General features: G+C 52.6%; 17 protein-coding genes. 9 read left to right on the top strand and 8 right to left on the bottom strand.

Annotated elements, in window-relative coordinates; genetic code table 11:
- Nucleotides 1–103: 103 nt before the first annotated feature.
- The 6 genes from E4Z61_RS01625 to E4Z61_RS24245 form a co-directional block, all read right to left on the bottom strand.
- Nucleotides 104–1,747 carry a multidrug ABC transporter permease/ATP-binding protein gene (locus E4Z61_RS01625; RefSeq protein WP_135321237.1) on the bottom strand — a complete coding sequence of 548 codons (1,644 nt, stop codon included), beginning with the start codon at nucleotides 1,745–1,747 and terminating at the stop codon, nucleotides 104–106.
- 75 nt (nucleotides 1,748–1,822) lie between these two features.
- A complete protein-coding gene (gene alkB / locus E4Z61_RS01620) occupies nucleotides 1,823–2,473 on the bottom strand; it encodes a DNA oxidative demethylase AlkB (protein ID WP_135321236.1) in 651 nt (216 codons plus the stop codon).
- Entirely contained in the window at nucleotides 2,473–3,537 is a 1,065-nt protein-coding gene (gene ada / locus E4Z61_RS01615) for a bifunctional DNA-binding transcriptional regulator/O6-methylguanine-DNA methyltransferase Ada (RefSeq protein ID WP_135321235.1), read from the bottom strand. Before ada ends, alkB begins: the two co-directional genes overlap by 1 nt.
- Before the next feature lie 79 nt (nucleotides 3,538–3,616).
- Nucleotides 3,617–4,672 carry an FAD:protein FMN transferase ApbE gene (gene apbE / locus E4Z61_RS01610; protein ID WP_135321234.1) on the bottom strand — a complete coding sequence of 352 codons (1,056 nt, stop codon included), beginning with the start codon at nucleotides 4,670–4,672 and terminating at the stop codon, nucleotides 3,617–3,619.
- A 115-nt stretch (nucleotides 4,673–4,787) separates the two neighbouring features.
- Nucleotides 4,788–5,885, bottom strand: coding sequence for a porin OmpC (locus tag E4Z61_RS01600; RefSeq protein ID WP_135321233.1), 1,098 nt, complete (start codon nucleotides 5,883–5,885; stop codon nucleotides 4,788–4,790).
- A gap of 557 nt (nucleotides 5,886–6,442) precedes the next feature.
- Nucleotides 6,443–6,571: a hypothetical protein gene (locus tag E4Z61_RS24245; RefSeq protein WP_276608737.1), complete on the bottom strand. Its 129-nt coding sequence runs from the start codon at nucleotides 6,569–6,571 to the stop codon at nucleotides 6,443–6,445.
- Nucleotides 6,572–6,631: 60 nt separating this feature from the next.
- On the opposite strand from E4Z61_RS24245, the gene rcsD reads away from it, so the two are divergent.
- A complete protein-coding gene (rcsD, locus tag E4Z61_RS01595; RefSeq protein ID WP_135321232.1) occupies nucleotides 6,632–9,301 on the top strand; it encodes a phosphotransferase RcsD in 2,670 nt (889 codons plus the stop codon).
- Nucleotides 9,302–9,317: 16 nt separating this feature from the next.
- Nucleotides 9,318–9,968, top strand: a complete 651-nt coding sequence (gene rcsB, locus E4Z61_RS01590; RefSeq protein ID WP_045445418.1) for a response regulator transcription factor RcsB — start codon at nucleotides 9,318–9,320, stop codon at nucleotides 9,966–9,968.
- Nucleotides 9,969–10,018: 50 nt separating this feature from the next.
- Here rcsB and rcsC read toward each other — a convergent pair whose 3' ends face one another.
- Nucleotides 10,019–12,865: a two-component system sensor histidine kinase RcsC gene (gene rcsC, locus E4Z61_RS01585; RefSeq protein ID WP_135321231.1), complete on the bottom strand. Its 2,847-nt coding sequence runs from the start codon at nucleotides 12,863–12,865 to the stop codon at nucleotides 10,019–10,021.
- A 168-nt stretch (nucleotides 12,866–13,033) separates the two neighbouring features.
- Between rcsC and atoS the strand changes: the two genes are divergently transcribed.
- From atoS to E4Z61_RS01555, 6 genes are all read left to right on the top strand, one after another.
- Nucleotides 13,034–14,872: a two-component system sensor histidine kinase AtoS gene (atoS, locus tag E4Z61_RS01580; protein WP_135321230.1), complete on the top strand. Its 1,839-nt coding sequence runs from the start codon at nucleotides 13,034–13,036 to the stop codon at nucleotides 14,870–14,872.
- Nucleotides 14,869–16,254, top strand: a complete 1,386-nt coding sequence (gene atoC, locus E4Z61_RS01575) for an acetoacetate metabolism transcriptional regulator AtoC (RefSeq protein WP_135321229.1) — start codon at nucleotides 14,869–14,871, stop codon at nucleotides 16,252–16,254. The genes atoS and atoC overlap by 4 nt, the downstream gene beginning before the upstream one ends.
- A gap of 197 nt (nucleotides 16,255–16,451) precedes the next feature.
- Nucleotides 16,452–17,111 (top strand): acetate CoA-transferase subunit alpha, encoded by a 660-nt coding sequence (atoD, locus tag E4Z61_RS01570; protein WP_135321228.1) that lies wholly within the window; start codon nucleotides 16,452–16,454, stop codon nucleotides 17,109–17,111.
- Between the two features lie 2 nt (nucleotides 17,112–17,113).
- A complete protein-coding gene (locus E4Z61_RS01565; RefSeq protein WP_135321227.1) occupies nucleotides 17,114–17,764 on the top strand; it encodes a 3-oxoacid CoA-transferase subunit B in 651 nt (216 codons plus the stop codon).
- A complete protein-coding gene (locus tag E4Z61_RS01560) occupies nucleotides 17,761–19,083 on the top strand; it encodes a TIGR00366 family protein (RefSeq protein WP_135321226.1) in 1,323 nt (440 codons plus the stop codon). The genes E4Z61_RS01565 and E4Z61_RS01560 overlap by 4 nt, the downstream gene beginning before the upstream one ends.
- Before the next feature lie 30 nt (nucleotides 19,084–19,113).
- Nucleotides 19,114–20,298, top strand: coding sequence for an acetyl-CoA C-acetyltransferase (locus E4Z61_RS01555; RefSeq protein WP_135321225.1), 1,185 nt, complete (start codon nucleotides 19,114–19,116; stop codon nucleotides 20,296–20,298).
- Between the two features lie 44 nt (nucleotides 20,299–20,342).
- Here the strand turns inward: E4Z61_RS01555 and gyrA are convergent, their stop codons facing one another.
- Nucleotides 20,343–22,979 carry a DNA topoisomerase (ATP-hydrolyzing) subunit A gene (gene gyrA / locus E4Z61_RS01550; RefSeq protein WP_135321224.1) on the bottom strand — a complete coding sequence of 879 codons (2,637 nt, stop codon included), beginning with the start codon at nucleotides 22,977–22,979 and terminating at the stop codon, nucleotides 20,343–20,345.
- A 158-nt stretch (nucleotides 22,980–23,137) separates the two neighbouring features.
- Between gyrA and ubiG the strand changes: the two genes are divergently transcribed.
- Nucleotides 23,138–23,866 carry a bifunctional 2-polyprenyl-6-hydroxyphenol methylase/3-demethylubiquinol 3-O-methyltransferase UbiG gene (gene ubiG, locus E4Z61_RS01545; protein ID WP_135321223.1) on the top strand — a complete coding sequence of 243 codons (729 nt, stop codon included), beginning with the start codon at nucleotides 23,138–23,140 and terminating at the stop codon, nucleotides 23,864–23,866.
- Nucleotides 23,867–24,021 lie beyond the last annotated feature (155 nt).

Genomic DNA, 24,021 nt, shown 5'->3' with positions numbered 1-24,021 from the left:
TCATAAATCCATGATATGAAATACCATCAATCATGATGCCGAATTATGTAAATAACAATAAACGAAGCTGCCGGATGAATAAAAAACCGGCGGCTTACGGAGATCAGGCGGTGCGGGCTACCGCATCACGCGAGGCGGCGTCGCGCTCATCGCCCAGCAGTTCGGTTAGCTGGCCGCTACGCATCTCGAGCAGGCGATCAGCATGAATAAAGTAGTGATCGTCGTGACTAATGGCGAAGACAGTTTTGCCCATCTCCTGCATCAGCGGCAACAGCACCTGGTAGAATTCGCGACGGAAGTGCGGGTCCTGATCGGCGGCCCATTCATCCAGCAGAATAATGTCGCGCTCCTCGGCTAACGCCAGCAGCAGCGCCACGCGTTTTTTCTGCCCTTTCGACAGTTTGAGATTGAGAATCCGCCCGTCGTTCAGCTCCACCTTGTGCGCCATTTTCAGATGTTCCAGCCACTTATCAACCAGCTCCGGGTTGGCCGATTGACCTTCCGGCCCCAACAGTTTGTCGAACAGCCAGACGTCGGTAAACACGGCGGAGAAGAGCTTGCGGTAGTCTTCGGGTTTGTCGACAGCCACCGCCTTGCCGTCGAGTAAAATCTCGCCGGACTGCGGCTGGTATAACCCGGTCAGCAACATAGCCAGCGTGGATTTCCCGCTCCCGTTGCCGCCAATCAGGAAAATCAGCTCACCGCGATGAATCGTCAGATTGATTGGCCCAACGGAAAAGGCATTATCCTGATAGTGGAAAACCACGTTGCGCAGCTCGAGCGTTTTCCAGTTCGGGAACGCCGTGGGACGTGGGAACTCCGCCTTGAAAGGTGCCAGAGCAAATCTATTCAGTTTATTGAACGCTACCTGCGCGGTGAGCAGCGTGGGCAGCGCACCAACGGCGGACAGCAGCGGTGTACGCAGGAACAACAGCGTCAGCGAATAGGTTGCCGCCACGGCGGTATCTGCCCAGCCCAGGCTGTTAGCCATCCAGAACACCAGGCCAATGGCCCCCAACATCATAATGTTCGACCAGTTGACCGCACTCAGGTGGAAGGTATCGGCGCGGATAATATGGTGGCGGTACTCTTTGGCATCCGGAACGTACAGCTGATTAAAGATGTGCTCGGCACGTTCACGGTTAAGGGTCAGCTCTTTGCGCCCTTCCAGCACTGTCTGGTAGTCGCTGTACAACTTATCTTCGGTTTCACGCAGCGTGGCCATGTGTTTGTACACCCGCGCCACCAGCACAAATCCGCCCCAGATGGTGATTGCCATCCAGATTGCCGTCACCAGCAGCATTTTGGTCGACAGCATTGCCAAATACGCCGCCGACCCGACGGTCAGGATAATCCCCTGCACCAGCTCCGGTAAACGGACAAAGGCGATGGTGATATTGCGGATATCGCTGGTTAAACCAGCCAGCAACGAGGCGCTACCCAGCTGCTCGATGCGCTCGACGTGGGTATCCAGAATACGTTTGATAAATTCGCTACGCAGACGGTAGACAAAGTGGTGTCCCAGCGTGGTTAGCGCCAGCTGTGAGCCAAGGGTAACAATCATCAGCAACAGCAGCAGGCCGAGAAACTCCGGCAGCACCATCAGCGTGGTATCGACCGTTTCAATCAGGCGCTGGTTGATAAACGCAATCAGCCCAATCCCCAACGCGGCGCTGGCAAGGCTGAGCGCCATGACGCTGATAAATGGCCAGCGATACTGTCGCCAGACAAGAAGTAAAAGTTCCATGTGTACAACCCGGACAAGTAATGACAGCCCGCAGTTTAAACATCTCTTCGCTGACAGCAATAATAATTCTTATTTTTATTCTTCTTTACTGGCTCGGCGAAAAGTCAGGTTGTAGCGACAGTCCGTCGTCAACGGATGGTACCCTGTCTTAAGCGGCTGTATACCATGATAAAACAAGCGCGATTGCCCACCCCATACCACCACATCACCGTGCTCCAGCAGCAGACGTTTTAGCGGATCGTTGCGCTTCAGACCACCGAACTGAAAGATAGCCGGCAGGCCCAGCGATACAGAAACGATGGGTGCTTGCAGGTCGGGTTCGTCTTTATCCTGATGCAATGACAACTTTGATCCAGGTGTATATCGATTGATTAAACAGGCATCCGGCTGAAAGTCAGGATAGCCCGCAGCTGTTGCCGCCTGTTGGCAAAGCTCCACAAAAACGTCCGGCATCGGCGGCCAGTGCGATCCCGTTAACGGATCGACTGGAGAATAGAAGTAGCCATGTTGATCGGTCGTCCAACCCAATTGGCCACAGTTGGTCATCGCCACCGACATCGTATACCCACCGGGAGTCACCATCTGGCGAAACGGCGACTGTCTGGCAACAGCTGCCATTGCTTGTAATAAAGAAGGGGCGGAATCAAACGCAAAACGGCGCAAAATGACCGCTCCAGACGCCAGCGGTTCCTGCCAGGGTTTTGCATCCGCAAAGAGATCGAGCATTATCTTTCCTCGTCTGTGGTTTCACGTTGCAGCAGTTGCGCCTTGCGGGCGACGCCCCAGCGGTAACCCGAAAGCGCGCCATCGCCTCGGATCACCCGATGACACGGGATCACTATCGCCAGCTTATTTGCCCCACAGGCACTGGCCACTGCGCGAACCGCTTTCGGTTTGCCCACGGCATTAGCCAATTGCTGGTAGCTAACCGTTTCGCCACAGGGAATATCGCGCAACGCCTGCCACACTTGCTGCTGAAATGCCGTTCCCCGGATATCCAGCGGTAGCGACAGTGAGGTATTGCGCGTGTTAATGACCGCGATCACCTCGCGCACATGCTGCTGAAAATCGGTATCAGCGGGCATGCCATGTGCAGCGGGGAACAGTTCATGCAACTCTGATATCAGCGTGGCGTCGTCGTCGCCAAGTAAGATCGCACAGATCCCACGTTCACTTTCCGCTACCAGGCAGCGGCCCAGTACACAGTCCGCCAGGGTATAACGAACCGCAAGTTTCTCGCCGCCTTTACGAAATTGCTTTGCAGTCATGCCCAGCGCCTCATCCGCTTTCCGGTAGTAGCTGCTGCTGTCGGGAAAGCCAGCATTCAAGAAAGCCTGGGTTACCGGCTCCCCTTTCGCCAGCGCATCACGCAGACGTCGGGCGCGCCAAGACTGCTGCCACGCTTTCGGGGTCATCCCCGTAGTGGCTTTAAACAGACGATGCAAATGAAACGGGCTCATCGCCACCTGTCGGGCTAAAGCATCCAGCGTGAGCGGCGTCTCCTGCTCCAACAGCTGGCACGCCCGGGCAATCTTATCCAGCCGCTGCTGCTGCGCGCTGTCTTTATCAGGTTGACAGCGTTTGCAGGGACGAAACCCTGCCGCCTGCGCCAGTGCGGCATCGGCAAAAAAACGGACATTTTTGCGCAGCGCATGTTTGGCCCGACAGGACGGTCGACAAAAGATACCGGTGGTTTGCACGGCAAAAACAAACTGACCGTCGGCGTGTGCATCACGTTGCAGCACAGACTGCCAGCGGTCATCATCCGTTACGCGATATACATTTTTCATGATGGACTCCTTTGTTAAGCATAGTGCTTAGCCTTAGTGTGTCCGCATTGCAAAGTGTAAAAACCCGCAATCTTGCTTTTTAATTTTTATCGCTGACCAGAAAGCTTGTGAACTGCGGCGACATCCAGGTTTTAAACCCGTCACCTTCTTTGACGATCATATAGACCGCCAGCCCTTCACGACGTACCACCTCTTTGGCTTTGTCGGTTCCAAGCACCATCAGTCCGGTATCCCAGCCGTCGGCTTCCAGCGCCGTTGGCGCAATCACCGTTACCGAGACCAGATTGTGCTCAATTGGCCGACCGGTTTGCGGATCGATAACATGCGACAGGCGCTTACCGTCCAGTTCGTAGTAATTGCGGTAGCTACCGGATGTGCTGATACCATGACCGTTAATATCGACAACCGCCTGCACCGCGTTTTCCCGATCGGTAGGTTTCTGTATAGCCACGCGCCACGGGCGTCCCTCGGCGTTCATCCCCCGACTGTTTAGCGCCCCACCAACAGACACCAGATAGCGGGCGATCCCTTCCTGCTCCATCAATCGAGCCAGATGATCGGCAGCATAACCTTCACCGACGGTTGAGAGATCCACATACAGATCGGGTAAATCCTTTTGCAGGTAGTTCTGCCGCGTGTCATTGATCACGCTCAGGTGCTGCAGTCCGGTTTTGGCTTTTGCGGCGTCAATTTGTTCCTGCGTGGGGATATGCAGCGGCTGCTGGTCAGGACCAAATCCCCACAGGTTAACCAACGGCCCGACGGTAATATCCATGGCGCCATCAGTTTTCGCACCAATGCGTAGCGCCGAGGTGATGATATCCGCCATCGCATCGTTAACCGGCCAGGGAGACAGGCTTTTCGACAGGTTAAAACGCATCAGCGCAGAATCATTTTTATAGGTAGACAGGAGCTGATCGTCAGCATCAAGCTGCGTCTGGATCTTCGTTCGTAGCGCCTCGGCACGTTTGGCATCGACATCCACCACGCTAACCCGCCAGAAGGTGCCCATCGTTTTACCTTCCAGTACCGTGGCAACAGGTGACGGAGTCTGTGTCGATTTCGGGGCTTCATCACACCCGACAAAAAAGATCGTTACAGCCAGCAGCGCTGCACGACAAAAATTCATATGCATATGTAGTTACCCTTATACAAACGGGCGCAAGAGTACACCAAAAATAGTTGTTTGTACGTCAGAAAAACGGCATTAAAAAAGGCCCCGCAGGGCCTTTGATTGACATGAACGCAGATTAGAACTGGTAAACCAGACCCAGCGCTACGATGTCATCGGTACCGATACCTGCATCACGGGTGAAGTTGTTGTCATCCAGCAAGTTGATTTTGTAATCCACATAGGTGGACATGTTTTTGTTGAAGTAGTAGGTCGCGCCAACATCAACATATTTCACGATATCTTCGTCGTCATAGCCACGGCCCAGGTCTTTACCTTTGGACTGCAGGTAAGCCACGGACGGACGCAGGCCGAAGTCGAACTGGTACTGTGCAACGGCTTCGAAGTTCTGTGCTTTGTTAGCCCAGCCCAGAGTGCCCGCACGCGTTGCGTTGTAGGTCTGGGTGTACTGTGCTGCCAGGTACACGTTGTTGGCGTCGTATTTCAGACCACCAGTGTAGGTTTCAGCACGATCACCATTACCAATATAGTTAGCAGTGTTGTTCTGTTCGGTCGTACGTTTAGAACTGGTGACTGCGGTACCCAGAGAGAAGCCTTCGCCGATATCATACGTGATAGATCCGCCAACGCCGTCGCCATTCTGTTTCAGTGCACCACGACCATTATTGGTCATGCCTTCGCCACTCACGCTACCATTTTTGCCCTGGTACTGAATGGCAAAGTTCAGACCATCAACCAAACCGAAGAAATCGGTGTTACGGTAGGTCGCGAAACCGTTACCACGCTGCTGCATGAAGTTGTCAGAACCGTAGGTATCGCCGCCGAATTCCGGCAGGACGTCGGTCCAGGACGTTACGTCATACACCACGCCGTAGTTACGACCGTAGTCGAAAGAACCAACATCAGCGAATTTCAGACCAGCAAACGCCACACGGGTCCAAGCGTTATTTTCGCTTTCAGAGGAGTTACCCTGAATCTGGTATTCCCACTGGCCATAACCGGTCAGTTGGTCGTTAACCTGAGTTTCGCCTTTAAAGCCGATACGCATGTAGGTCTGATCGCCATCAGCGCTCTTATCGTCGGAGAAATAGTGCAGACCGTCGACTTTACCGTACAGATCTAATTTGTTGCCGTCTTTGTTGTAAATTTCAGCAGCATTCGCTGCGCCTGCTACCAGCAGAGCCGGTACCAGGAGGGACAGTACTTTAACTTTCATGTTATTAACCCTCTGTTATATGCCTTTATTGCTTTTTTTATGCCACTGCATACTGATTACATACATTAACCAGTCGGCAACTTCATTCTCCGCAAAAACACAGAATAATCCAACACGAATATGATACTAAAACTTTTAAGGTGTTTCATTTGTCCACATAGATGTTTCAAAACATTAATACGGCGGAACTTTTTTTAATTCATGAAATGGGCAAAATAAGCACAAATAGTCAAGAATCATACACATTACAATATAAATCAACAAATTACATTCAAATAACTCATAGCACTGAATGACAAAAAAAAATCTTCACTCGCAACTAAAATAGCAACGCTATCATCATTAACTTTATTTATTACCGTCATTCATTCATTCATGAATGTCTGTTTACCCCTATTTCAACCGAATGCTCTGCGTTCGGTTTTTTTTTACCCTTCTTTACACAAAACAGACCGTCCTGTGCTACCGCCGAAAAACTATAACGATTATTAATTATTTTGACGTGCATTAGGCGCATCTAAACTCATCAAATAATTTCTTGTTATTTAATGTTAAATTCATATCTTCGACATTTCTATTTGTACCTGACGTCGTTCGCTGTACAGATTGTAGCGCACGGTGATGACGACAAAATGGGCGGTAAACAAATGCCGCGCGTTCGGCGTCGCGAGAGTATGGCAATTCATCCATTACCCTTTATACTGCCCCTTCATCTTAAGCATCGTTCTAACAGGTCTTAAACACGAATGAGTCAGTCAGACACAACGGCTTCTACCCGATTCTCCCTGCTCCCGGGAAGTATTACCCGTTTCTTCTTATTACTGATCGTTGTGCTGTTAGTGATGATGGGCGTGATGGTCCAGAGCGCGGTCAACACCTGGCTAAAAGATAAGAGCTACCAGATTGTCGATATTACTCATGCCATCCATAAGCGAGTAGATACCTGGCGGTACGTCACCTGGCAAATCTATGACAATATTGCCGCCACCCCTCAATCCGCTACCGCAGATGGACTGCAAGAAACCCGTCTTAAACAAGATATCTACTATCTTGAAAAACCGCGTAGAAAGACTGAAGCGCTAATTTTCGGCTCGCACGACAGCTCGACGCTGGAGATGACCCAGCGAATCTCAACCTACCTGGATACGCTGTGGGGAGCCGAGAATGTCCCGTGGTCAATGTATTATCTCAATGGTCAGGACAACAGCCTGATCCTGATTTCGACGTTGCCTCTGAAAGATCTTACCTCCGGTTTTAAAGAATCGACTATTGGTAATATTGTCGATTCGCGTCGCGCAGAAATGCTGCAGCAGGCCAATGCGCTGGATGAGCGTGAAAGCTTCTCCTCGCTGCGCCGTCTGGTCTGGCAAAACGGGCATTACTTCACGCTGCGTACCACTTTTAATCAGCCGGGGCATCTGGCTACCGTGGTGGCCTTTGACCTGCCCATTAATGATCTGATCCCGCCTGACATGCCGCTGGACAGTTTCCACCTGGAACCTGATGCCACTTCGACGATCGATCATAGTAGCGACAAAGAGTCGCCTGACAGCGTCAGTATCAGCTTCAATAACGCCAAAATTGAGATCTCTTCGGCATTAAACTCGACGGATATGCGACTGGTCTGGCAAGTACCGTTCGGCTCATTGCTGCTCGATACATTGCAAAATATCCTGCTGCCGCTCTTGCTGAACATCGCGCTGCTTGCGCTGGCGCTGTTTGGCTATACCACCTTTCGCCACCTCCCTGCCCGCCAGACCGACGTGGCGCCAAACCCTGCCGCCAATAATGAATTGCGTATTCTGCGGGCAATTAACGAAGAGATCGTTTCGCTGCTGCCGCTGGGTTTATTGGTCCACGACCAGGAAGCCAATCGCACAGTCATCAGCAATAAAATTGCCGACCACCTGCTGCCACATTTAAATCTGCAAAACATCACCAGCATGGCGGAACAGCATCAGGGCGTGATCCAGGCCACCATCAATAATGAACTGTATGAAATCAGGCTGTTCCGCAGCCAGATTTCACCGCGCACGCAAATCTTTATTATTCGCGACCAGGACAAAGAAGTGCTGGTGAATAAGAAGCTGAAACAAGCGCAGCGCCTGTATGAGAAAAACCAGCAGGCCCGCGCCGCCTTTATGCAAAATATCAGCAGCACCCTGAAAGATCCGGTCAGAACACTGGCCGTTGACGCCGCTGCGCTCAATACACCTGACAGCCAAAAACTGGCAAATCAGGCCGATGTGCTGGTACGAATGATCGATGAAATTCAGTTGGCCAATATTCTGGAGAGCGACACCTGGAAAAGCGAATCCACGCTGTTTTCCGTTCAGGAATTAATTGATGAAGTGGTGCCTGATGTTCTGCCGGTCATCAAACGCAAAGGCTTGCAGTTGCTGATTAAAAATCACCTCAGCGCCAACGATGAACGCCGTGGCGATCGTGACGCCCTGCGCCGTATTCTGCTGCTGCTCATTCAATACGCGGTGACCACCACACAGATTGGGAAAATTACCCTCGACGTTGACCAGGATGAATCAGAAGCGGAGCGCCTGACCTTCCGTATTCTGGATACCGGCGAAGGTGTGGCGTTGAATGAAATTGATAATCTGCATTTTCCGTTCATTAATGAAACGCAAGGTGATCGCTATGGTAAAGCCAACCCGCTGACGTTTTGGCTGTGCGATCAGCTGGCCCGCAAACTGGGCGGACATCTGAATATCAAAGCGCGTGAAGAACTTGGAACGCGTTACATCGTCCATGTTAAAATGCCGCTGCATGACCAACACGCTGACATTGAAGAGCGCCTGTTGGATGACGTCTGCGTGATGGTTGATGTCACTTCCAGTGATGTACGTAGCATCGTGTTACGTCAGTTAGAAAACTGGGGAGCCACCTGCATCACGCCCGATGAACGGTTAAGTAGTCAAGAATATGATCTCTTTTTAACTGATAATCCGTCTAATCTTACTGCCTCGGGCTTGCTTTTAAGCGATGATGAGTCTGGCGTACGCAAAATTGGCCCAGGTCAGCTGCGCGTCAACTTTAATATGAGCAATGCCATGCAGGAAGCTGTTCTCGAGCTAATAGAAGAGCAGCTGGCGCAGGAAGAGATCCAAGAACTCCCCCTCGGTGGAGATGAAAACGCCGAACTTCATGCCAGTGGTTACTATGCACTCTTTGTAGACACAGTACCGGATGATGTTAAGAGGTTGTATACTGAGGCAGCAACCAGCGATTTCGCTGCGTTAGCCCAAACCGCCCATCGCCTGAAAGGCGTGTTTGCCATGCTTAATCTGGTACCCGGCAAGCAGTTATGTGAAACGCTGGAACATCTTATTCAAGAAAAAGATGCTCCAGGTATAGAAAAGTACATCAGCGACATTGACGCTTACGTCAAGAGCTTGCTGTAGCAAGGTAGCCCAATACATGAACACTATGAACGTAATTATTGCCGATGACCATCCGATTGTACTGTTCGGTATTCGTAAATCACTTGAGCAAATCGAATGGGTGAATGTTGTCGGCGAATTTGAAGACTCCACTGCACTGATCAACAATTTGCCTAAATTAGACGCTCATGTGTTGATAACCGATCTCTCTATGCCGGGAGATAAATACGGTGACGGGATCACGTTAATTAAGTACATCAAACGCCATTTCCCGAGCCTGTCGATCATCGTTCTGACCATGAACAACAACCCGGCGATCCTCAGCGCGGTGTTGGATCTCGACATTGAAGGGATTGTACTGAAACAAGGCGCGCCGACAGACCTGCCGAAAGCACTGGCCGCACTGCAAAAAGGCAAGAAATTTACCCCGGAAAGCGTCTCTCGCCTGCTGGAGAAAATCAGCGCCAGCGGCTACGGAGACAAACGTCTGTCACCGAAAGAAAGCGAAGTTCTGCGCCTGTTCGCGGAAGGTTTCCTGGTCACTGAGATCGCCAAAAAGCTCAACCGCAGTATTAAAACCATCAGTAGCCAGAAAAAGTCCGCAATGATGAAACTGGGCGTAGAAAACGATATTGCCCTGCTGAATTATCTCTCGTCCGTGACGCTTAGCCCGTCCGATAAAGATTAATTCTTTGTAACGTCAAACGGCCTGATGGCATTACGCTCATCAGGCTTTTTTTATCCCCGCGTTTTTCTCACTCTTTCCGCATAGACCGTCAGCGTCTGCTTCAGCACATCTAACGTCACCGGCTTGGATAAGCAACTATCCATCCCTGACTCCAGACAACGCTGCTTCTCTTCTGCCAGCGCGTTCGCTGTGACGCCGACAACCGGCAGCGTGAGCCCCAATTGGCGAATACGCTGCGTCAGGCGATAACCGTCCATATTCGGCATGTTGACGTCGCTCAACACGATGTCGATATGGTTTTTGCTTAGCACATTGAGGGCGTCCACACCATCGTTGGCGGTTTTACACTGATATCCCAGCGATCCCAACTGATCGGCCAACAAGCGGCGGTTGATTGGATGATCGTCGACTACCAGAATCATCATGTCATCGTGAGTACTGCCGATTTTATCCGGCGCAGGCAGCGTGCTGGAGAGCGCTTCACTGTCCAGCTCAACACTGTAAATATGCGCCAGCAGCGCGGGCAATTCGTGCGGTGACGCCACGCTGTGCACCCACTCCCCTGGCGCCCTTTCCAGCGGGATCCCAATATGGCGACGGCAGAAAATTACCGCAGCACGTCCTTGCCACGCCTGTTCCAGCACATCATCGGCAATCAGTACATCATCGGCATCGGGTTGCTGACCTTCATAGCGCAATACCGTCATCCCGGCACGCATCAGACTGGTTTCAATAAAGCGATACAGCGAGGCATTTCGTACCGCCAGCCAACAGCGGATCTCGGTCAGCCCTTCGACACCTTTTTTCAGCGGATACTGCGCACCATAAAGTGGAATGCGCAGTGTAAACTGACTGCCCATTCCCGGTTCAGAATCGACGGATATATCACCGTCCATCATGCTGATCAGTTTTTCACAAATCGCCAGCCCCAGTCCGGTCCCCTGGAAATTACGCTGAACTCCAGTCCCCACCTGGAAGAAAGGATCAAACAGACGCACGACTTCTTTGGCCGGAATACCCACGCCGGTATCGCGCACGCGAATGCTGAGATAGTCGCCGTGACACTGCACATGCAGCACAATGCAGCCGGTATCGGTGAACTTAATCGCATTGCTCAACAGGTTAGAGATCACCTGCTGCAGGCGCATCGGATCGCCATTCAACGCCACCGGCACATCCGGCTCAATAAAACAGTACAATCCCAGCTGCTTACGCACCACTAGCGGAAGGTAGTTGGCCGTAATGTGATTCATCACCTCGCGCGGTGAAAACTCACGCGGCTCAATCTTCAGTTGTTCAGATTCGATTTTTGAGAAGTCGAGAATATCGCTAATGATTTTCAGCAGCAGGCTGGATGAGTTGTTCATCGCCGTGACCAGCCGATCGACACCACTCGGTAACTCTTTGGTTTGCAGCAGATCAAGGTTGCCAATAATGCCGTACAGCGGCGTACGCAGCTCATGGCTGACCGTGGCGAGGAACATTGATTTCGACTGACTTGCCTGTTCCGCCGCCTGCGCCATCTCCTGCAACGACTCTTCCATTTTGACGCGCGCGCTCACATCAACCAGTACGCAAATCGCTACGTTTTCATTGCGATAGCGTGAATGCACAAAGCTGATTTGCAGATTGGTATTGTTACTGGTTAACACATCGACAAAGTTAACCTGCTGGCCGCAGATAATTTGCGTCAGTCGCTGTCTGTCCTCATGAGTCAGCATATTCAGATAAGTATGCGCCAGTTCGTTACTCAGAATATTAATACCGTCGATGGTACGCAGAATACATATCCCCACCGGCGCAGAGGCGACAATTTTACGGTTAAACTGTTCATGTTCTTCCAGACGCTGGGCATCGCTTTCCGCAGGGATAAAAATACGCCGCTCATACATACGCGTCAGCATAAACAGCGCCGCGCCCACCAGCACATTCAGCAGGATGGCGTTCAGGATCAACATGCGAATACGTTCCAGCACCAGATCGACCGGAACGGAATACACAATACTGAGTGAAGATGGCGGCAGACTTTTCTTCAGCACCAGCTCACGGAAACCAGGCGTGTAGCCAAACCAGGAACGCTCCTGCATCCAGCGCGGGTCGGCGGTAATCGTCCCTTCGGGGCCAGTCAGCGAAATCAGCGCATGGCCATTTTCATCGAGAATTGTCACACCTATCGGCAGATTGCCCGGCGTGAAGAAGTTTTCCATCCGAATAGGTTGCTCAACGCCGAGCAGCGCCTGCAGGCGATTCGCCAGATACACCGGCGTCAGCGCGTAGAAATAGCCCACACCCGGACGCGGCCCTTGGCTAATCCAGAACAGATTATTGCCGTTTTCTTCCTGCGGCGCGTTACGGTATTTAATGATACGCTCATGTAGCGCTTTCAGCGCCCCGTCACGTTCAACCGGCATGTCACGCAGGCCGAAGTTTGCCATACACAGGTTATCGCTACCGATCAGAAATACACGGTTTAAATCATAGGCGGCAGAGAAATTGTCGCGCCAGTAACGCATAAACCACGCCAGTGACTCCAGCGAGCCACGCCAGGCGTTGCCCATCACTGCACAGTCGGAATCGGCAAACAGCGGCTCAAAATTGGGCACCACGGTTTTGTCATCCCGCGCCCGCAGCGACATCACGCCGTTTTCCGCCGTTAAGCGGTTTTCCGCGATGTATTTCAGCTCTTTGATCACGTCAGACGTGCGCTGAATGTAGCGCTGAGCCTGATCGGAGCTAAGAGTAAACTCCTGGCGGATCTCAGATTCTCTCTGATGCAGCGCATTCACGATGTAGAACACAGAAGCAAAAGCAATCAGAAACCAGACCAGCAGCGCCAGCGCACGAAACAGGTAGCGGGAAACTTTTAGGGTTGTATGAACGGAAGCAAGGTATTTCAAAGGGGCGAAGCTCCGCCTCAGGGTATCAATAGAGTGTGGTTAAGGTAGCGGTAAATGTCCGGCGTCGCAATGCCCTCTCTTTACGGGAATATGATACACCGCTGAGAAACCGTTATCCCAACCCCTGATAATCATCGTTTGCCTAAAAAACACCACACGGATGTCAGAATGAATGACCTGAAATGGCTGACTCGTCGTTTAACCCCGCGACGTTTACGCAACCAAATGATCATGATGGCCATTCTGATGGTGATTGTGCCGACGATATCCATAGGTTATATCGTAGAAACAGAAGGCCGTTCAGCAGTCTTGTCTGAAAAAGAGAAAAAACTGTCGGCGGTGGTGCATTTGCTTAACGATGCGCTGGGCGATCGCTTTAGCCACTATGCGAATCTGCCGCGCGCAGCACGTATTCGAGCACTTAATGCCGAGCTAAGCCCTCTCACAGAGAGTATTACGCGCGCATTTCCGGGTGTAGGCGCGGGGTATTATAACAAAGCGCTGGATGCCATTATCACCTACGCACCCTCTGCTTTTTATCAAAGTAACGTTGGCATCACCATCACCGACGATCACCCCGGACGCGAGGTGATGGGCAGCAACACTCCCGTCGTCTATTCCGGACGGCAGGTTCGCGGTGACATACTCAACTCAATGATCCCGATTGAACGCCAGGGTGAAGTCATTGGGTATATCTGGGCCAACGAACTGACGGAAGACATTCGCCAGCAAGCCTGGAAAATGGATGTCAGGATCATTGCTGTGCTGGCAGCAGGGTTAATCAGCAGTCTGTTACTTATCGTTCTTTTTTCACGCCGACTCAGCGCCAATATCGACATCATCACAGACGGACTCTCAACGCTGGCGCAAAAAACTCCCGCCCGACTGCCAGACCTACCCGGTGAACTGGGGCAAATCAGCCGCAGCGTCAATGCGCTGGCACAAACGCTACGGGAGACCAAAACGCTAAACGATCTGATCATTGAAAACGCCGCAGACGGCGTTATTGCTATCGACAGACAGGGCGACGTCACCACGATGAACCCGGCGGCGGAACAGATAACAGGCTATAAGCTGCATGAGCTGGTTGGGCAACCCTATGCAACGCTGTTTGCCAACACCCCATTTTCCAGCCCAGTACTGGATACTCTTGAAAGCGGCACCGAACATGTCGCCCAAGAGGTAAGCTTTCCGGGACGCGGGCGCACCATTGAGATAAGCGTCACCACCAGTCGGATCCATAACGCTCATGGCGAGTTGATTGGCGCGCTAGTTATCTTCTCAGATTTAACCGCCCGTAAAGAGACCCAGCGGCGGTTGGCGCAAACGGAAAGGCTCGCCACTCTCGGCGAACTGATGGCTGGCGTCGCCCATGAGGTGAGAAATCCGCTGACGGCCATTCGCGGCTATGTCCAGATCATTCGTCAGCAAACCTCTTTGCCGGAGCATCAGGAATACTTATCCGTAGTGCTGAATGAAATCGATTCAATCAATAAAGTCATCCAACAACTGTTGGATTTCTCACGCCCGCGACAAAGCCAGTGGCAGCATGTTCAACTCAATGCGTTAATTGAGGAGACGTTAATCCTCGTACAAACCTCCGGTATTCAGGCGCGCATTGCCTTTACAACGGAATTCGATACCAGCCTGACGGCAATCGTCGCCGATCGCGAACTCCTCAAGCAGGTGATCCTGAATATTTTAATTAATGCAGTACAGGCGATAGGTGCGCGAGGGGAAATTCGCATCCGCACCTGGCAGTACACTGCATCACAACAGGCGGTGATGATTGAGGATAATGGCTGCGGTATTGATACCGCCTTACAGAAGAAAATATTTGATCCATTCTTTACCACAAAAGCGTCAGGTACAGGTCTTGGACTGGCGCTGAGCCAGCGCATTATCAATGCGCATCAGGGGGATATTCACGTTGCCAGCATGCCTGGCTGCGGCGCAACCTTCACGCTTATTTTACCGATCAACCCGCAGGGATATCCGTCAGAATGAAAACGACCTACCGTATTCTCATCGTTGATGACGAAGAAAATGTTCGCCGTATGCTTGCCACCGCATTTTCCCTGCAAGGGCATGAAACCCACTGTGCCAGCGACGGCAGAGCCGCGCTGGACCTGTTTGTCGACACGCAGCCGGATGTGGTGCTGATGGACATCCGCATGCCCGAGATGGACGGTATCGCCGCGCTGAAAGCCATGCGCGCCCAGCAACCGCGAATCCCCGTCATTCTGATGACCGCCTACGCTGAAGTCGAAACGGCGGTAGACGCATTACGCAGCGGTGCGTTTGACTATGTCATCAAACCTTTTGATCTGGATGAACTACACCTCGTCATTCAGCGCGCATTACAACTTCAGGCGATGAAACAAGAGATCCGCAACCTGCATAAAGCGCTAAGCACCAGCTGGCAGTGGGGGCATATCCTGACCAACAGCCCGCTGATGATGGATATCTGTAAAGACACGGCGAAAATTGCGATCTCCCAGGCAAACGTGCTGATTAGTGGCGAAAGTGGCACAGGCAAAGAGCTAATTGCTCGCGCCATCCATTACAACAGCCGTCGAGCCAACGGGCCGTTTATCAAAATCAACTGTGCCGCACTGCCGGAATCACTACTGGAAAGTGAACTGTTTGGTCATGAGAAAGGGGCATTTACCGGTGCACAGACATTACGGCAGGGGCTGTTCGAACGCGCCCATCAGGGCACGCTATTGCTCGACGAAATTGGTGAGATGCCGCTGGTTCTGCAGGCGAAACTGCTGCGTATTTTGCAGGAAAGAGAGTTCGAGCGTATCGGCGGACACCAAACGATACGTGTCGATATCCGCATTATTGCCGCTACCAACCGCTGCCTGCAAACGATGGTGAAAGAAGGTACCTTTCGCGAAGACTTGTTTTATCGGCTGAACGTGATTCATCTGACGCTGCCTCCCCTGCGCGAGCGTCGCGAAGACATCGCCTTATTAGCTAACCATTTTTTACAGAAGTTCAGCTCAGAAAATCAGCGCGATATTATCGAGATCGACCCGACAGCGATGTCAATACTCGCAGCCTGGTCGTGGCCGGGCAATATTCGTGAACTATCCAACGTTATCGAACGCGCGGTCGTCATGAATACCGGAGCGGTGATTTTCGCTGAAGATCTACCCGTGCAGTTCCGTTCTCCCGCCAGTGCAATTACAGAAGTAAAACCGACCCAGACAGGCGAGCGAAACCTGAAAGAAGAAATTAAACGCGAGGAAAAACGGATCATCATAGAAGTACTCGACCAACAGGACGGGAACCGTACCCGCACGGCGTTGATGTTGGGCATCAGCCGACGCGCCTTGATGTATAAATTACAGGAATACGGTATCGACACGTCAGGTTCCTGATACAAAATTTTGCTATGCAGAATTTTGCACAGTGCGCAAAACTCTGCATAGTTACCGCGCCTTCCCCGCAAAAAAACCTCAGAAATAAACAATTAAATTCAATGTGTTAAATATTAAAGTACGGATGTCATCATCCTGGCATTCTGCTTGCAATTCCCTGAGCGTACCCAAAATGGAGTATTCACAAGGGAAACATAATGAAAACCAAACTGATTACCTTACAAGACGCAGCGAGCTTCTTTCGTGACGGCATGACCATCATGGTCGGCGGTTTTATGGGTGTTGGCACGCCACCTCGTCTGGTCGAAGCCTTACTTGAATCTGGTGTCAGAGATCTGACGCTAATTGCCAACGATACCGCTTTTGTCGATACCGGTATCGGGCCATTGATTGTCAATGGTCGGGTGAGCAAAGTGATTGCTTCGCATATTGGCACCAACCCTGAAACCGGTCGCCGCATGATTGCCGGTGAAATGGAGGTTCAACTGGTGCCACAAGGCACGCTGATTGAGCAAATCCGCTGCGGCGGCGCGGGTCTTGGCGGCTTTCTGACGCCAACCGGCGTCGGCACCATCGTAGAAGATGGCAAGCAGACCATGACGCTTGATGGCAAAACCTGGCTGCTTGAACGCCCATTGCGTGCAGACCTCGCGCTTATCCGCGCGCACCGCGCCGACATGCTTGGCAACCTCACCTATCAACTCAGCGCCCGTAACTTTAACCCTCTGATTGCCCTTGCCGCCGACATCACGCTGGTTGAGCCGGATGAAATGGTCGAAACAGGCGAGCTGCAACCTGACCAGATAGTCACCCCCGGCGCCGTTATCGACCATATCGTCATTCCACAGGAGAGCTAATCATGGATGCTAAACAACGTATTGCGCGCCGCGTGGCGCAAGAGCTTCGCGACGGCGATGTTGTCAACCTGGGGATTGGCCTGCCAACAATGGTCGCCAACTATCTACCGGCAGATATTCACATCACTCTGCAGTCTGAAAACGGCTTTCTTGGGTTGGGGCCGGTAACGACCGCGCATCCTGATCTGGTTAACGCCGGTGGACAGCCGTGCGGAATTTTACCCGGTGCGGCCATGTTTGACAGCGCCATGTCATTTGCACTTATTCGTGGCGGTCACGTCGATGCTTGTGTTCTCGGAGGATTACAAGTCGATGAGCAGGCTAACCTCGCCAACTGGGTAGTACCAGGAAAAATGGTGCCCGGCATGGGCGGTGCGATGGATCTGGTGACCGGTGCTCGCAAAGTGATTATCGCCATGGAACATTGCGCGAAAGACGGTTCAGCGAAAATCCTCCGTCACTGCACCATGCCGCTTACGGCGCAACATGCGGTGCACATGCTGGTCACTGAACTTGCCGTATTCCGCTTTATTGACGGAAAAATGTGGCTCACTGAAATCGTTGAAGGATGCGACATCGCCACGCTGCGTGAAAAAACAGAAGCGCAGTTCGACGTCGCCGCCGATCTGGTTATCCAGCGGGGTGACGCATGATCGGTCGCATCTCCCGCTTTATGACTCGCGTGGTCAGCCGCTGGCTGCCCGACCCGCTGATTTTCGCCATGCTGCTCACGCTGCTGACCTTCGGCATTGCACTATGGCTAACGCCGCAAACACCGGTCAGCATGGTGCGATTCTGGGGTGACGGCTTCTGGAACCTGCTGGCATTTGGCATGCAGATGGCGCTAATTATCGTGACGGGTCATGCGTTAGCCAGTTCAGGCCCCGTTAAAAGTCTGCTGCGCACGGCGGCATCCGCCGCCAAAACCCCGGTTCAGGGGGTGATGCTGGTGACTTTTTTCGGTTCGGTCGCCTGCGTAATCAACTGGGGTTTTGGTCTGGTGGTCGGGGCGATGTTTGCCCGCGAAGTCGCCCGTCGGGTTCCCGGCTCCGATTACCCGCTACTGATTGCCTGTGCCTACATTGGTTTTCTCACCTGGGGTGGCGGCTTCTCCGGCTCAATGCCCCTACTGGCGGCAACGCCGGGCAATCCGGTTGAGCATATTGCCGGGTTAATTCCAGTCGGCGACACCCTGTTCACTGGTTTCAATATCTTCATCACCCTGGCGCTGATTGTCGTCATGCCGTTCATTACCCGCCTGATGACACCAAAACCTTCCGATGTGGTCAGCATCGATCCGAAACTGTTACTGGAAGAGGCGGATTTTCAGAAGAAATTACCCGCTGATGCACCACCATCAGAAAAACTGGAAGAGAGTCGTATTCTGGCCCTGATCATCGGTGCACTGGGTATTGCTTACCTGGCCATCTATTTCACCGAGAAAGGATTCAACATCACCATCAATACCGTCAATCTGATGTTTATGATTGCCGGGCTGTTGCTGCACAAAACGCCAATGGCCTATATGCGGGCCGTCAGCGCCGCAGCGCGCAGCACCGCTGGAATTCTGGTGCAATTTCCCTTCTACGCCGGTATCCAGTTGATGATGGAGCACTCCGGTCTCGGAGGACTCATCACCGAGTTTTTCATCAACGTCGCCAACAAAGACACCTTTCCGCTGATGACCTTTTTCAGCTCTGCGCTCATTAACTTTGCCGTGCCGTCGGGCGGCGGTCACTGGGTTATTCAGGGGCCGTTCGTGATTCCCGCCGCGCAGGCGCTTGGCGCTGACCTCGGAAAATCCGTCATGGCTATCGCCTACGGCGAGCAGTGGATGAACATGGCGCAACCGTTCTGGGCGTTACCTGCACTGGCCATCGCCGGGCTGGGGGTGCGCGACATCATGGGTTACTGCATCACCGCCCTGCTCTTCTCCGGCGTCATTTTTGTCATCGGATTGACCTTGTTCTGACGGCAATCACTTACATAAAGGAACAGAAAAATGAAAAATTGTGTCATCGTCAGCGCGGCACGTACAGCAATCGGTAGCTTCAACGGCGCACTGGCAACCACCGGCGCCGTCGAACTCGGTGCAATCGTCATTAAAGCTGCGCTTGAGCGCGCCCACCTTGATCCGCAGCGGGTTGACGAGGTGATCATGGGTAATGTATTGCAAGCAGGTCTCGGGCAAAACCCTGCACGCCAGGCGCTATTAAAAAGCGGCCTCTCCGACACCGTTTGTGGCTTTACCATAAATAAAGTCTGCGGCTCTGGCCTCAAAAGCGTGGCGCTTGCCGCACAAGCTATTCAGGCCGGACAGGCTCAGGCGATTGTCGCCGGTGGCATGGAAAACATGAGCCAGGCTCCGTACCTGTTAGACGCCAAAGCCCGCTGGGGATATCGCCTTGGCGACGGGCAGTTGTCCGACGTTATCCTGCGCGATGGCCTAATCTGCGCCGAGCACGGCTACCATATGGGGATCACCGCTGAAAATGTCGCCCGCGAATATGGTATTAGCCGGGAGATGCAGGATGAACTGGCACTGATGTCGCAGCGCAAAGCGGTATCAGCAATAGAATCGGGTGCGTTTCAGGCGGAAATCATCCCTGTGAGTGTGGTATCGCGGAAAAAAACCATCGTCTTTGATCGTGATGAATTCCCTAAAGTTGACACCACGGCAGAAGGTCTGGCTGCATTACGTCCGGCCTTCGACAAAACAGGAAGCGTCACCGCCGGGAACGCCTCAGGGATTAACGACGGTGCTGCGGCTCTGGTGATAATGGAGGAATCTGCGGCCTTGGCCGCAGGGCTGAAACCGCTGGCGCGAATCAAATCCTATGCCAGCGGCGGCGTCGCACCCGCGATGATGGGTATGGGGCCTGTTCCAGCCACACAAAAAGCGCTGCAACTGAGCGGACTACAGCTATCCGATATCGACGTGATCGAGGCCAATGAAGCTTTTGCCGCACAGTTTCTGGCAGTAGGAAAAACGCTGGGGTTTGATGCACAAAAGGTGAACGTTAACGGCGGTGCTATTGCGCTAGGCCATCCTATCGGCGCCAGCGGAGCGCGTATTCTGGTGACACTGCTACATGCGCTACAGGCGCGGGATAAAACGCTGGGACTGGCGACGCTGTGTATCGGCGGTGGTCAGGGGATTGCGATGATAGTGGAACGAATGAACTAAAAAAAAGGGCCGGATTTCTCCGGCCCCTTCTCATGACAGCTTAATTACTCTTCTGCGTCATCCGCTGCATCGTCATCGCTTTCTGCTTCAGGCGCGATATCCTCGTCCCCTTCAGCAGCACTTCCGTCGATGGAATCCAGTTCTTCGTCATCAACCGGTTCAGCAACACGTTGCAGACCCACCACGTTTTCATCTTCCGCCGTGCGGATGAGGATAACGCCTTGGGTGTTACGCCCGACCACGCTAATTTCCGACACGCGCGTACGCACCAGCGTACCTGCATCAGTGATCATCATGATCTGGTCGCTATCGGTCACCTGCACCGCGCCGACAACGGAACCGTTGCGCTCGGTAACTTTGATGGAGATAACGCCCTGCGTCGCACGTGACTTGGTCGGATACTCTTCTGCCGCAGTACGCTTACCATAACCGTTTTGCGTCACAGTCAGGATTGCACCTTCGCCACGAGGAATAATCAGAGAAACGACTTTGTCTTCACCAGCAAGCTTGATACCACGAACGCCGGTCGCAGTACGACCCATCGCACGCACGGCGTCTTCTTTGAAGCGCACCACTTTACCTGCGGCAGAGAACAGCATCGCTTCGTCGGACCCGGAGGTCAGATCCACGCCAATCAGTTCATCGCCTTCATTGAGGTTAACCGCGATAATACCGGCAGAACGCGGACGACTGAACTCGGTCAGCGCCGTTTTCTTCACCGTACCGCTGGCGGTTGCCATAAAGACGTTCACGCCCTCTTCGTACTCGCGTACCGGCAGAATCGCGGTAATACGTTCGTTGGCTTCCAGCGGCAGCAGGTTGACGATTGGACGTCCACGCGCGCCACGGCTCGCTTCCGGCAGCTGATACACCTTCATCCAGTACAGACGGCCACGGCTGGAGAAGCAGAGGATCGTGTCGTGGGTGTTGGCCACCAGCAGACGGTCGATAAAGTCTTCTTCTTTAATACGTGCCGCTGATTTACCCTTACCGCCACGACGCTGTGCTTCGTAATCAGTTAACGGCTGATATTTAACGTAGCCCTGATGAGACAAGGTCACGACAACATCTTCCTGGGTAATCAGATCTTCGATGTTAATGTCAGCGCTGTTGGCGGTGATTTCGGTGCGACGCTCATCACCGAACTGCTCGCGAACCAGCTCCATCTCTTCACGAATCACTTCCATCAGACGATCGGCACTGCCCAGAATGTGCAACAGTTCAGCGATCTGCTCCAGCAGCTCTTTATATTCGTCGAGCAGTTTTTCATGCTCAAGGCCGGTCAGTTTCTGCAAACGCAGATCCAGAATTGCCTGGGCCTGCTGTTCCGTCAGGTAATACTGACCGTCACGCACGCCAAACTCAGGCTCCAGCCATTCAGGACGAGCGGCGTCATCACCGGCACGTTCCAGCATCGCAGAAACGTTACCCAGTTCCCACGAACGCGCAACCAGTCCTGCTTTCGCTTCAGCCGGCGTTGGCGCACGACGGATCAACTCGATGATCGGATCGATGTTGGCGAGCGCAATCGCCAGTGCTTCGAGAATGTGAGCACGGTCGCGGGCTTTACGCAGTTCAAAAATAGTACGGCGGGTAACCACTTCACGACGGTGGCGCACAAACGCAGCGATAATGTCTTTCAGGTTCATGATCTTCGGCTGACCATGGTGCAGCGCAACCATGTTAATACCGAAGGAAACCTGCAGTTGGGTCTGGGAATAGAGGTTGTTGAGAACCACTTCCCCGACCGCGTCGCGTTTTACTTCAATCACGATGCGCATACCGTCTTTGTCAGACTCGTCACGCAGCGCGCTGATGCCTTCAACGCGTTTTTCTTTTACCAGCTCGGCAATTTTCTCGATCAGGCGCGCTTTGTTCACCTGATACGGAATTTCGTGCACGATAATGGTTTCACGACCGGTTTTCGCGTCAGCTTCGACTTCCGCGCGTGCGCGAATGTACACTTTGCCACGGCCGGTACGGTAGGCTTCTTCAATACCACGACGACCGTTGATGATCGCAGCGGTCGGGAAGTCCGGGCCTGGGATGTGTTCCATCAGCCCTTCAATGCTGATGTCTTCATCGTCAATGTAGGCCAGGCAGCCGTTAATCACTTCCGTCAGGTTGTGCGGCGGAATGTTGGTCGCCATACCTACCGCGATACCGGACGAACCGTTCACCAGCAGGTTAGGAATTTTGGTTGGCATAACATCCGGAATGCGTTCGGTGCCGTCGTAGTTATCGACGAAATCAACCGTTTCTTTTTCCAGGTCAGCCATCAGTTCGTGGGCGATTTTCGACATACGGATTTCCGTATAACGCATCGCTGCGGCGGAGTCGCCATCGACAGAACCAAAGTTACCCTGACCATCCACCAGCATGTAACGCAAGGAGAATGGTTGCGCCATACGAACAATGGTGTCGTAAACGGCGGTATCACCATGAGGGTGGTATTTACCGATTACGTCACCAACGACACGGGCAGATTTTTTATAGGCTTTATTCCAGTCGTTGCCCAATACGTTCATGGCGTAAAGTACGCGACGGTGAACCGGCTTCAGGCCATCTCGGACATCCGGCAGCGCACGGCCAACAATGACCGACATCGCATAATCCAGATAGGAGCTCTTCAGCTCTTCCTCAATGTTGACCGGTGTAATTTCTCTCGCAAGGTCGCTCATCTAACCGCTATCCCTCTACTGTATCCCGGATTCAAAGGTCGCAAATTATAACACATCCGCGCAGATTCAGGTAAATGGATTCCCCCAGAGAGAGGCTTTATTCATCCCGTCAGGCTGATATACTCCCTTGCATTGCTAATTAAGGAGTAGAAGCCCCAATGAATGCCGAAAAACCCCCGGTGACTCACAACGTTGACCATGAAGAAATTGCCAAATTTGAAGCAGTCGCGTCGCGCTGGTGGGATCTTGAGGGTGAATTTAAGCCTCTGCACCGCATTAACCCGCTGCGTCTGGGCTATATCACCGAGCGGTCAGGCGGCCTGTTTGGTAAAAAAGTGCTCGATGTTGGCTGCGGCGGCGGCATTCTGGCTGAAAGCATGGCGCGCGAAGGCGCAACGGTCACCGGCCTGGATATGGGCTTTGAACCGCTACAGGTGGCAAAACTGCATGCGCTGGAAAGCGGAATTCAGGTGGAGTACGTGCAGGAAACCGTGGAGGAACATGCCGAAAAATATGCACACCAGTACGACGTCGTGACCTGCATGGAGATGCTGGAACACGTACCGGACCCGCAGTCGGTGGTCAGAGCCTGCGCCCAACTGGTGAAGCCTGGCGGCGACGTGTTTTTCTCCACGCTCAACCGCAACGGCAAATCATGGCTGATGGCGGTCGTCGGTGCTGAGTACATTCTGCGCATGGTGCCCAAAGGCACGCATGATGTGAAAAAATTCATTAAACCTGCGGAGCTTTTAGGTTGGGTCGATCAAACCGTGCTGAAAGAGCGTCACATGACCGGTTTACATTACAACCCTATCACCAATCATTTTAAGCTGGCGCCAGGTGTTGATGTTAACTACATGTTACACACAACAGCAAAAAACGACTAACACCATAAAATATTCTTATAAAGCTTGCGCTGTATTCTGCAGCGCGCTTTTCCAGTTCGATGAAGAAATCAGCACTCGATCAAATTTTCTATTTTTTTTCTCAATTATTGACATCCTCGCCAGGCCTTATAAGACGCGCACTTAGCGATTATTAC

This window comes from Citrobacter tructae, assembly GCF_004684345.1.
Lineage (GTDB): Bacteria > Pseudomonadota > Gammaproteobacteria > Enterobacterales > Enterobacteriaceae > Citrobacter > Citrobacter tructae.
Note: the sequence above shows the minus strand (reverse complement) of the source record. Positions and strands in the feature narration are given on the sequence as shown.